The sequence below is a fragment of the Streptomyces sp. NPDC096048 genome (assembly GCF_044763415.1).
In the GTDB taxonomy this organism is placed as follows: Bacteria; Actinomycetota; Actinomycetes; order Streptomycetales; family Streptomycetaceae; genus Streptomyces.
The window spans coordinates 375770-385104 of the sequence record NZ_JBIWGG010000002.1 but is presented as its reverse complement, the minus strand read 5'-3'; the positions used below and the strand labels follow the sequence as shown (position 1 = coordinate 385104).

15 protein-coding genes are annotated in these 9335 nt (G+C 71.2%); all 15 read right to left on the bottom strand.

Annotation, left to right across the window (positions count from 1 at the left end; all coding sequences use genetic code 11):
• Positions 1-250 precede the first annotated feature (250 nt).
• A complete protein-coding gene (locus ACIQ6R_RS06345) occupies positions 251-904 on the bottom strand; it encodes an HK97 family phage prohead protease (protein WP_404219160.1) in 654 nt (217 codons plus the stop codon).
• Positions 901-1086: a hypothetical protein gene (locus ACIQ6R_RS06340; RefSeq protein ID WP_404219158.1), complete on the bottom strand. Its 186-nt coding sequence runs from the start codon at positions 1084-1086 to the stop codon at positions 901-903. Before ACIQ6R_RS06340 ends, ACIQ6R_RS06345 begins: the two co-directional genes overlap by 4 nt.
• Positions 1083-1436 (bottom strand): hypothetical protein, encoded by a 354-nt coding sequence (locus ACIQ6R_RS06335; RefSeq protein WP_404219156.1) that lies wholly within the window; start codon positions 1434-1436, stop codon positions 1083-1085. The genes ACIQ6R_RS06340 and ACIQ6R_RS06335 overlap by 4 nt, the downstream gene beginning before the upstream one ends.
• A gap of 2 nt (positions 1437-1438) precedes the next feature.
• Positions 1439-1729, bottom strand: a complete 291-nt coding sequence (locus tag ACIQ6R_RS06330) for a hypothetical protein (RefSeq protein ID WP_404219154.1) — start codon at positions 1727-1729, stop codon at positions 1439-1441.
• Positions 1730-1731: 2 nt separating this feature from the next.
• The gene (locus ACIQ6R_RS06325; RefSeq protein WP_404219152.1) at positions 1732-4062 is read right to left on the bottom strand and encodes a phage portal protein; all 2331 of its coding nucleotides are present in this window, start codon (positions 4060-4062) and stop codon (positions 1732-1734) included.
• Positions 4063-4071: 9 nt separating this feature from the next.
• Positions 4072-5424, bottom strand: coding sequence for a terminase large subunit domain-containing protein (locus tag ACIQ6R_RS06320; RefSeq protein ID WP_404219150.1), 1353 nt, complete (start codon positions 5422-5424; stop codon positions 4072-4074).
• Positions 5421-5840 (bottom strand): hypothetical protein, encoded by a 420-nt coding sequence (locus tag ACIQ6R_RS06315; protein WP_404219148.1) that lies wholly within the window; start codon positions 5838-5840, stop codon positions 5421-5423. The genes ACIQ6R_RS06320 and ACIQ6R_RS06315 overlap by 4 nt, the downstream gene beginning before the upstream one ends.
• Before the next feature lie 117 nt (positions 5841-5957).
• Entirely contained in the window at positions 5958-6245 is a 288-nt protein-coding gene (locus ACIQ6R_RS06310; protein ID WP_404219146.1) for a hypothetical protein, read from the bottom strand.
• A 30-nt stretch (positions 6246-6275) separates the two neighbouring features.
• Positions 6276-6743, bottom strand: a complete 468-nt coding sequence (locus tag ACIQ6R_RS06305; RefSeq protein ID WP_404219144.1) for a hypothetical protein — start codon at positions 6741-6743, stop codon at positions 6276-6278.
• A 130-nt stretch (positions 6744-6873) separates the two neighbouring features.
• Positions 6874-7017 carry a hypothetical protein gene (locus tag ACIQ6R_RS06300; protein ID WP_404219142.1) on the bottom strand — a complete coding sequence of 48 codons (144 nt, stop codon included), beginning with the start codon at positions 7015-7017 and terminating at the stop codon, positions 6874-6876.
• Between the two features lie 84 nt (positions 7018-7101).
• Complete coding sequence (locus ACIQ6R_RS06295) at positions 7102-7263, bottom strand: hypothetical protein (protein WP_404219140.1); 162 nt, start codon at positions 7261-7263, stop codon at positions 7102-7104.
• A gap of 53 nt (positions 7264-7316) precedes the next feature.
• A complete protein-coding gene (locus ACIQ6R_RS06290) occupies positions 7317-7703 on the bottom strand; it encodes a hypothetical protein (RefSeq protein WP_404219138.1) in 387 nt (128 codons plus the stop codon).
• Positions 7703-8209 (bottom strand): hypothetical protein, encoded by a 507-nt coding sequence (locus ACIQ6R_RS06285; protein WP_404219136.1) that lies wholly within the window; start codon positions 8207-8209, stop codon positions 7703-7705. The genes ACIQ6R_RS06290 and ACIQ6R_RS06285 overlap by 1 nt, the downstream gene beginning before the upstream one ends.
• Before the next feature lie 12 nt (positions 8210-8221).
• Positions 8222-8377: a hypothetical protein gene (locus tag ACIQ6R_RS06280; RefSeq protein WP_404219134.1), complete on the bottom strand. Its 156-nt coding sequence runs from the start codon at positions 8375-8377 to the stop codon at positions 8222-8224.
• Entirely contained in the window at positions 8374-9192 is an 819-nt protein-coding gene (locus ACIQ6R_RS06275; RefSeq protein WP_404219132.1) for a DUF2637 domain-containing protein, read from the bottom strand. The genes ACIQ6R_RS06280 and ACIQ6R_RS06275 overlap by 4 nt, the downstream gene beginning before the upstream one ends.
• Between the last annotated feature and the right edge of the window lie 143 nt (positions 9193-9335).

Below are 9335 nucleotides of genomic sequence, written 5' to 3'. Positions count from 1 at the left end.
GCTTTCACGTCCGGTGCGAGCGGCCCGGATGGGTGGAGGGTAGATCGATTGGCGGGTGTCGTGTGTGGGGGGTCTGCAATTCGCGGTGTCGACGGGCGTCTACCTGCGTCGTCGTCCCCGTCGGGAGTGCTTCGGCAGCGACTTGTACGGCGCCGATCGCTGGTTGCGGTGAGCCCAGCGCCGGGCGAACGGCATCCTCCGTGCGAACATCGCCCGCCACTGCGCCCGGCTCACGAACCGCCGGGCCATGTCACTGCCTCTCCACGGTGGTGAGGCGCAGCAGGGCCGCGCGCCGCTGCCGCTCCTGCATCCGCCGGTCCTGCTCGTCCTCGTCGGCCTGGCGCTCCTGCTCCTCGCGGATACGGTCGGCGATCGTCGGCGCGTCCACCTCGGCGTACAGATCGCCGAGCGCGCTGCGCACCGTCTTCAGCTTCGAGCCGGGGACAGCGGCCATACGGGCGGTGATCTGCGAGACCTCCACCAGCCGCGCGCTGCGGATGTTCTCCAGCGCGTCCTTCCGCTTGTCCTCCTCCATCTCGTACAGCTTCTTCCAGTCCGGCAGGTCGGTGCGCACGAAGCCCACGGACAGCTCCCGTGCCGACCCGGAGCGGGCCATCACGCGGGCGTCCCGCCCGGCGGCGGTGTCGTCGTAGCGGCCCTCAATCCACAGGTGGTCCGCGCGCTCCTCGGCCCGGAAGGTGCCCACCGGGCTGTACGGGGAGTGCATGAACAGCAGGGCGTAGTCCTGCTTGTCGAGACCCTTCCGGAACACCCCGGGGTGGAACGTGGTGCCGTAGCTGTCCTTCTTGCCGTAGCGGCAGGCGTACCCGGCGAAGGTGCCGTCGTCGCCGTCCTCTACGCGCCACTCGATGTCTTCGAGGCTGCGGAACTCGATCTCCGTCATGCTCGGGTCCTCCTGCTCTTGCACGTCTGCGCGTGCGTCTTGGCGGCCGTGAGATCTGCCACCTGCTTGACCTTGACGGCGTCGGGCAGGTCGTCACGGGTGAGGTCGACGTCTGCCACGGCCGTGATCCGGGCTGGCTGCTGGACGTGGCAGTACGGGCACTCGATCATCAGGACGTTCACGAGGCGGCTCCCTTGGCCTTGTTCAGGGCGTGCTCGGCGTACTGCTCGGCCACCGCGTCCATCAGGCCGCGGTGCACCGGGCTCAGGTTCGGCGCGTACCGGTAGACGGCGGTCGTGCCCTTCATGCCGTCGTACTCGTAGACGACGCGCGGGTCCCGCCGCGGGAAGGCGAGCGTCTTGGGGAGGTCGCCGTTCGTGTCGCGCATGACGGCGCCGCGCTGCCCGTCGTACGGGCCGCGGCGCACCTCGTGCAGCGGGACGTTCGGCGGCCGGTACGCCCCGTTGTACTGGTGGTACTCGGCGGCCTGGAGGACGCACGCGACCTCCCCGCGCAGCAGGGTTGCGGCCATGGTCAGGCTCCCTTCCGAGGCGGCCAGCACCACGTGCCGGGCTGGTCGCCTTCTTGGCGAGAGGGAGCGAAGAAGTTGGCGGGCCCGTCCAGCCACACGCTGAGGTTTACGTCCGAGTGGGTTGGGTGGTCGTTCACCGAGGTCACCATGGCCGCGTACGGCTGGCCGAGGCGGGGTTCGTTGAACTGGTCGGACACGTCCGGAGGGTTGTGGCTGAGCTGGTCACGGATGCGAGCCACGTCCTCCTCGGACAGCAGGTAGTGGACGATCCGTCCGACGGTGGGCAGGGGCATGGTCAGGACTCCTCGAACTCGAAGGTGAGCGCGCAGCGGCAGTTGATCGACTGCGCGGCCGGGGCCGACGGATCCGCCGGCCACCGAGACTTGGTGATGGTGAACCGCTTGTTCATCGCCGCGGTGCGGCCGTTCTCCTGGCGGTGGGTCTCGCGGGTCCGCTGGTCGGCGGTGGCCAGCCAGGTCTTGCGGGTGGCGCCCGCGTCCAGGGCGGCGAGGAAGCTGGCCTGGTTGTAGCCGCCGACGGTCTCCGTCCGGGCGATCATCGTGGCCCGGTAGTCCGAGAGGTTCGTGAACACCTGCTGCAACCGGGCGCGCAGCTCGGGGATCGCCTCGCCCTCAGCCACACCGGCCGCCAGCAGCTGCGCGCGCAGCACCTGCTCGGTCGTCGCGGTTACCTGCCCGGCCAGCTCCTCGAGGCGGGCCTTCAGCGCGTCCGCCACGTCGGGCTCGTCCAGGTCGAAGCTGCCGGTGATGGTGGTGCCGCCGCGCCGCCACACCCGCTCCAGGAACGGGCGCATCAGTTCCCCGGTCCGGCGCCGCCAGTACCGGCCGTCGAAGATCTCCCGGACCCGGATCCGCTGCTCCCACCCATCCGGGCCGGACGCAACGTCCATGTCGGTGAGCCGGGCGGCCGGTACCTGCTCCGGGTCGGGCGGGGCCAGCGTCAGCAGCTGCTCGCGGGCGAGCGCGGCGGCCTGCGCCCTCACCTCGGTCAGCCACTCCTCGGACCGCTGGGGCTTCTTCATCAGCCGGTCGAAGTCCCGCAGCACGCGCTCCCGCTGCTCCCGGGCGAGGGCCTGCACGGTGCGGCGCCCGGCACGCTCCAGCTCGTCGTATGCCTCGTTGATCTCGGCGAGGGAGGGTGACGACGGGGCGTCGTCGGCGCGCGTCAGCTCCCGTCGTCGGGGCGTCGGAGGGGCGTCGACCTGCGTCGGAGCGCCGCCGAGGAGCCGGGAAAGGGCGGCCTCCACGGCGCGCTCCACGACGGTCCCGACGTCGGGTGTCGACGGGGGCAGGCGGGAGAAGTCGGCGTCCCACGACCGGGCGTCGTCGCCGCCGGGCACGCCCTGGACGGGGGCGAACTGCGCCCGGTACGGGGTGAGCGTGTTCTGCCCGATCCCGCCCGGCAGCGGGTCCAGGCCGAGGACGGCGCGGGCCTCGTCCACCGTGGTGATGTCCGCGTACATCGAGGCGCGCGCTCGGTTGGCCACCGAGTCCTGCGCCTCCTGCAACGCCTCCACGCCGGACAGGTCGAACACGGCCTCCTCGTTGTCCGAGGGCAGCAGCCGCAAGTCGATCTCGGAGGAGATCATCTCCAGCTTCGGCTTGATCGTGTCCGACCACAGGGTGGCCTTCGCCGCCGCCCGGTTCTCGTACGTCGTGCCCGCGGCGAGGTAGTCGTGCGGCACGCCGAACGCCATCATCACCTCGGCCGCGTTCGCCATCCGCGACTCGAGGTAGGCCATCTCCTCGGGGGTGAAGGTGAGCCGCTCGTAGCCGATGCCCTTCCCGCCGGCCTGGCCGCCCGCGCCCGGCGTCGAGCGGACGAGGAGGTTCTTGCCCGCGTTCTCCGGGCCCTGCATCGACGACCGCCATGCGGCCTTGACCTGCTCGAACTCGGTCTCGTTCATGTCGCCGAGGTAGACGACGCCCGTCGGCCGGGCCCCGTTCGCGTACGAGGAGCGCTGCCACTCGCGGGCGTAGGCATCCATGTCGACCGCGTGCCTGGCGGCCTTCCACGGGGCGAGGCAGCCGAGCGGATCGAACGGGTGCGGGTACCGGAGCCAGAGCATCTCTTCCGGCAGCACCGGAACCTGCGTGCCGTCCGCTCGGCGAATCATGAACCCGGCCAGGTTCGCGGTCGTTGGCCGCTGCGCGAGTGGCTTGTCCACCACCACGTCGACCTGATCGAAGACGAGGTTCAGTTCCGTGATGGGGCCAAGGCCGGTCTCCCCGCGGTCGAGCCACACGAACGCCTGCCCGGCGAGCTCGGCCTGCTGGAGGGCGAGCGACTTCAGCGCGCGGGCGGACATGAAGGGGTTGGGCCGCTTGTTGAACAGGTGGCTGATCTCGTGGTTCTCGATCACGCTGCCGTCCTGCCGGGCCACCACCAGCGGCACCGAGGACCCGTTGTCGGCGATCGCCGCCACACACCGGTACGCCACGGCCGAGTTGGCGTATCCGCGGGTCTCGGCGTCCAGGGCGAGCGTCAACGACTGCTGGCCGCCGATGCTGGCCACGGTGACGGGCATGCGGTCCCGCAGCACGTCCAGCCCGCCGACCCGCTTCTCCCGGGCCCGGCTCAGCGCTCGGTTCCTGTAGTGGCTCAACTGGTCCTCCTAGGCGACCGCGGCAAGGTTGCCCGCAGGGGCGAGCATGAGATGGGTGAGGGCCCACACGTAGGCGTCGAGCCGGTCTGGGGAGTCGTCGCCGGGGACCCAGGTGGTCAGCTGCTCCTCGAGGTCGGGCAGCGAGCCGACGACGTGCGCGGAACGCTGGTCGGTGAGGGCGGCCACCGGCTCGGCCCGGGTCTGCTTGCCGCGGCTGGCGGTGACGGTGCGGTAGTTCACGGTCGGGTCGACCTGCCGGACGACGGTGCCGATCCACTCACCGCCGTTGTTGGTCTCGGCCACGATCGCGTCGGCCCGGTGCTCGTGGTACGCGCGGATCGCGCGGCGTGCGGCCTCGATCGGCGGCATCCGCCCGGACAGGTCATCGATCGCGTAGCCGTGCTGCCGCGCGAACCCGTTCTTGTCCGGGATGTACGCGGCGCCGCGCCCGGCCACGATGATGCCCATCTCATCGGCCTCATCAGTCGACGTGGCCGCGGGGTCCATGGCCACGACGACGCTGGACAACGGCGGGGTAGCGCCGACGCGGGCGGCGTCCAGCCCGGCCATCGACCACAGGGCGCCCTCGATGTCCTCCAGGAGGACGCCGTCCAGCTCCTGCGCCTCGATCCTGGTCCCGGCGTACTTGGCGATCAGGTGCTGGCGCATCTCCTCGGGGAGGTGGATGGCGTCGCGTGTGCGGCCCTGCGTCACGTGGACTTTGGGGCTGGCCTTCAGCTCCACCAGTTCCTTGCGGGGCTTGGGCGTGGTGGAGCCGATGTAGTGGGGGTTGGGGCCGATGCGCAGGCCCATCTCGCTGTGGGTGATGGCCTCGGAGAGGCGGCGTTGCGCGGCCACCTCTTCCATCCAGACGAGGCAGCGGTTACCGCCGGCGCGGAGGCGTTCGACGTCGTCAGGGGTGTGCGCGCCGAACAGCTTGGCCTCGGCTCCGTTCGGCCAGCGGGCGAAGGTGCCGCCGGCCGTGGTGCGCAGGACCACCCGCGGGTCATGGGCGCGGAGCCCCGACGGGCCGTTGACGCAGGCTTCCACCGCGTCGCCCTGTGTCGGGGCGATGATGGCCATGCGGTGGCCGCCGCGTAGCCGCGGGTCGCAGGGCGGGCCGTTGACGTGGTCGACCATGTAGCGGGCGCAGCCGTCGGTCTTGCCGGTGCCTCGGCCGCCGAGCTGGAGCCACCAGCCGAGCGTCTCGATCGCGTCTGGAGGGACCTGCCACGGGTACGGCGTCCACCGGTTCCAGCGCTTCTGCCACAGGCGGGCGGCCAGCTGCTCCTCGAGGAGTGCCAGTTCTTCGGGGGTGAGCTGCTGGACGCGGGCACGCAGCGTCTCCAGGTCGACGGTCATTTGGCCCCCAGCTGCTCGAACTCTTCGGCGAGCGCCATGACGCGGGCCGTCATCTCGTCGGTGACAGTGACGCTGGCCTTCACGGGGGCGTACAGGCCGAGGAGCTTGGCCTGGTGGTCGAAGAGGCGGACGAGGCCTTCGACGGCGCGGACATCGCCCTTGATGACCTTGGGCATCAGGGAGTTGATGGCGATGTCCAGGTTGCCGAGCTGCTCGCCGAGGTACTCGCCGTGGGCGGCCTTCGCCTCCTCGGCCAGTTCGGCGACTCCGCGCTTCCACGCCTTGTAGACGTTCTTGACGTCGCAGTCGAGGCGGGCGGCGATGTCGCGGAAGGCGAGGCGTTCTTGGGTGCGCAGGCGTACGACCTCGTGCTGTCGCACGAGGCCCAGATCGTGGTGCGCCTGGCGCCGCGGCATGTCACCTCCCTGTACGGAAGGTACGGATTTTGAGCGGGCCAGGATCTTGGGGTCTGCAATTCGCGGACGTGGCGAGGCCCCGCTGCCGCTGGTCAACGGGGCCGTGGTGGTACCGAGTCAGGCGTTGCGGGCCCTCCACTCGGCCGCGCGGATGACTGAGGAGTGGATGCCGACGACCGGCCGGGCCGTCTCCGTGTGCGACGGCGCGGGCTGCACGTTGATGGTCGTACGGCTGACCGCCTCGGCGACCGGGCGCAGGGCGCGCCCCAGGTTCTCCAGGAACGTGAATGCCGCAGCGGCCACCTGACGCTCGAATTCGGACGGCTCTCGAACGGAAGCGGCCACACGGCCACGGTCGACCTGGCTCAGGGCCCGGGCGCGGTTGGGATAAGGGCGGTAGGTCATGGTTCATCCTCCCGTAGAACGGGGCCCGCGTCAGCCGGTCGACGGGCAGGCGTCCCACCGCCACGCGCCGCCCTCACGCACCCACGGCTGCCCTTCACGCTCGAACTGCGGGATATTCCCCGCCCCATAGCTCACGCGGGCGAGGTCCCCGGACAGCTGATCGACCTTCACGTCGGTCGCCTTCTGCGCCCCGTACTGCTGGTGCGCACCCTCAGCCATCCCCACCCACGACGCCTTCGTCATGGTCTTCTTGCAGCGCTCGGACAGCGCGGCGTAGCCGGACTCGTCACCGCTGAACAGCGCGGCCGTGTAGTCCCGGACGGCTTCCTCCAGGTCGGCCTTGGCGGTGCCGTCGTCGGGCGCGGGCGTCTGGCCGGCGGCCGGGCTGGACGCCGTGCTGGTGGCCGGTGCGGCGTCGTCGCTTTCGTCGCCCGAGGAGCAGCCGGTGACGGCGAGGGCCAGGGCGGCGGTGAGTGTGATGGTGGCGCGGGTGCGCATGGGTCCCCCCACAGGACGGTGGTCAGTGAGGGGCATGGTGTCATGGCGGGCGTGGGTGAGGCCCCGCCCTGGGGGAATGTGGGCGGGGCCTCGTTGACGGTTCCGACGGTACACCGCCGGTCTGACAGTGCTACTTCTTCGGCTGCTTCGGGGTGCCGGGGACGGGCTTCTTCTCCCGGGGGTACCAACCGCCGCGCGAGGCGCTGTAGTCCGTCTCCTTGCCCCGTAGGCGCGGGTCGTCCTTCTTGATCGGCTTGGGGAATCCGAGTGCCATGATGGCCTCTCCGTCTCGTGCTTCGGGATGGGACCGGGGCGGCCGGCGTCTTGGCGGATGGACGGCCGTCCCGGGGCGAGTGGGTCAGAGGTCGCCGCGGCGCTCCAGTTCGTCGAGACCCTGGTCGATGCCGTAGTGCGCGGCTTCGCGCGTGGCGTCGGACATCTCGGGCCGGTTGATCTCTTCCCTGAGTCGCTGCACCTCGGCCTTGATCTCGGTGCTGCTCACGTGGTCGTAGCGCTTCATCTGATGTGCTCCTGTTCTCTGAGGGAGGACCGGGGCGGGTCGCCTCGGAAGGTCTATGCGGTCGCCTCGTCGGCGGTGTGCACGATGTGCACGTGGGTGTGGTTCGGGCGGTCGGGCGGAACGCTGCGGTAGATCAACATCCCCTTCTGGCCTTCGAGAGGGGTTACGCCGAGAAGCGTGTGACCTGCGCATTCGCTACAGGTGTGGCGCCCCTCCCCCGGTGGGGGAGGGGTGGACGAATCGGACACGCGGCGGGTGACCGACCACCAGACGGCCACAGTGCACGCGGCCACGGTTGCGAGGATTCCGGCGGCGTCGGACACGGCGAACAGCACGCCGAACACGAGGGCGAGCAGCAGCACCACGACCACGGCACCGGCGAGCGTGCTCCGCTCCTCGGGCTCCTGCGGCTCCTCGGCCGCCTGCTTCCGGCGCCCCATCACAGCCGCCCATACAGGCCGTCGCCAAGCCAGTTCACGGCGACCGCGATCGGGGCCGCAGCGAACCCGGCAATGCCAGCCGACGTGCCGTGGCAGATGCCGCACCAGGCGCCGCGCTTCAGGTCCACGCCATACCCGGTCTTCCGGGACAGGACGATCAGGATCGCGGTCAGGATGAGGACGACGGCGCCGCCGGGCTGCGTGAGCGGCAGGTAGGTGACGCGGCCCGCGGTCTGCCCTGCCTGGCCGCCGACGCCCCACACCAGGGCGACGTCACCGAGCCAGTTGGAGATCCACAGCGCGGTGTCCGCGGCCCAACCGATGAGGCCCCCGACGCCGAGAACGACCAGGACGCCGTACGTCCAGGCGAGGAGGAAGGGGAGCAGGGTGCCAGCGTGGCCGGCGGGGTTGTGGCGGAGGGCTTTGAGGCCGGGCCACCAGTCGGCGAGGTGCCAGGCGAGGAGGAGGAAGCCGACGGTCACGCCGCCGTACGTCACGACAGTCATGTCTGGGGTCCTTCAGCGGAGGACGGCGACGCCGAGCGCCGCGAGGGTGAGGATCAGGGCGCACGTCCCGGACACGGGTGGGACGGTGCGGAGGTCGACAAGGGCCAGGCCGAGGAGCCCGAAGGCGGCTGCGAGCACGAAGAACACGGCGAGCAGCACGACGGTCACCCCGCCTGGTGCAGCTGCGTGGGCCGCTGGGGCAGGTCCTTCAGGTGCGGCTCGTGGTTCTCGATCTCGGCGCGCAGGTTGCCCCGGAGGATCGACGCGGACGGCTTGGCCAGTTTGGCGGCGACCAGGGCCGCGCCCATCTCGCCGGTGGTGGGCCGGAACCCGGAGTCGTACAGGCGGCGGATGATCGCGCACCGGGCGTCGCTGTATCGGATGGCCGGTCGCTCCGGTCGCTGCTCCTCGAGGGCGGGCCGCTCTCCGGGCTCCTCGGCGGGCGGGAGGGCGGGGGCCTGCTCGGGCATCGGCGGCACAGGCTGCTCCTCGGCGCGCTCCACCGTCACGGCCGGGGCCGGGGCGGGCGTCTCCTCGGCGGCCGGGCGCCGGGCGAACCAGACGTGCAGCTGCCGCATCAGCGCGCCGAACGCGAGCAGGGCGGCCACCGGCGGGACCGCGGCCACCACGTACTCCAGCACCGGGGCGTCCGGGCCGACGCCGGCCACGTTGAGACCGATGGAGCCGAGGGCGCCGACCGCGGTCAGGGCGATGGCCCACGGGTCGACGGTGCGCAGGTAGGAGGCGCGGAGGATCAGCAGCTCACCGGCGAGGTAGAAGAGGTCGAGGACGGCCGGCCACGCCCACGCTCTCGCGGGGTCGGCGCCGAGGCCGTGGGCTTCGGCGACGTCGTGCAGGTGGTGGTAGCTGAGCCAGAAGGCGATGCCGGTGATGCCGGTGATGATGACGGCGGCGCCGACGGCGAGGCCGAGCCCGGACGTAGCCGCCGGGTCTGGGGTGTGCGTAGGCTGCTGGTCAGCCATGGAGGTCACTCTCCGGTGGTCAGAGTCCCGTTCGGTGGTCGCACACCGGCGGGGCTCGTTTCAGTTGTGGGGCGTCGTCGGGCGTCGTCGGCCCGTCGTGACGCCCAAGGGGTCCCCCTTGGGACCAGAGAGTACCCCTTGGG

Coding starts and splice junctions, on each gene's coding strand:
- ACIQ6R_RS06345 (WP_404219160.1), bottom strand. CDS start 904: ATGACGGAGATCGAGTTCCGCAGCCTCGAAGACATCGAGTGGCGCGTA.
- ACIQ6R_RS06335 (WP_404219156.1), bottom strand. CDS start 1,436: ATGGCCGCAACCCTGCTGCGCGGGGAGGTCGCGTGCGTCCTCCAGGCC.
- ACIQ6R_RS06330 (WP_404219154.1), bottom strand. CDS start 1,729: ATGCCCCTGCCCACCGTCGGACGGATCGTCCACTACCTGCTGTCCGAG.
- ACIQ6R_RS06320 (WP_404219150.1), bottom strand. CDS start 5,424: ATGACCGTCGACCTGGAGACGCTGCGTGCCCGCGTCCAGCAGCTCACC.
- ACIQ6R_RS06315 (WP_404219148.1), bottom strand. CDS start 5,840: ATGCCGCGGCGCCAGGCGCACCACGATCTGGGCCTCGTGCGACAGCAC.
- ACIQ6R_RS06310 (WP_404219146.1), bottom strand. CDS start 6,245: ATGACCTACCGCCCTTATCCCAACCGCGCCCGGGCCCTGAGCCAGGTC.
- ACIQ6R_RS06305 (WP_404219144.1), bottom strand. CDS start 6,743: ATGCGCACCCGCGCCACCATCACACTCACCGCCGCCCTGGCCCTCGCC.
- ACIQ6R_RS06300 (WP_404219142.1), bottom strand. CDS start 7,017: ATGGCACTCGGATTCCCCAAGCCGATCAAGAAGGACGACCCGCGCCTA.
- ACIQ6R_RS06295 (WP_404219140.1), bottom strand. CDS start 7,263: ATGAAGCGCTACGACCACGTGAGCAGCACCGAGATCAAGGCCGAGGTG.
- ACIQ6R_RS06290 (WP_404219138.1), bottom strand. CDS start 7,703: ATGGGGCGCCGGAAGCAGGCGGCCGAGGAGCCGCAGGAGCCCGAGGAG.
- ACIQ6R_RS06285 (WP_404219136.1), bottom strand. CDS start 8,209: ATGACTGTCGTGACGTACGGCGGCGTGACCGTCGGCTTCCTCCTCCTC.
- ACIQ6R_RS06275 (WP_404219132.1), bottom strand. CDS start 9,192: ATGGCTGACCAGCAGCCTACGCACACCCCAGACCCGGCGGCTACGTCC.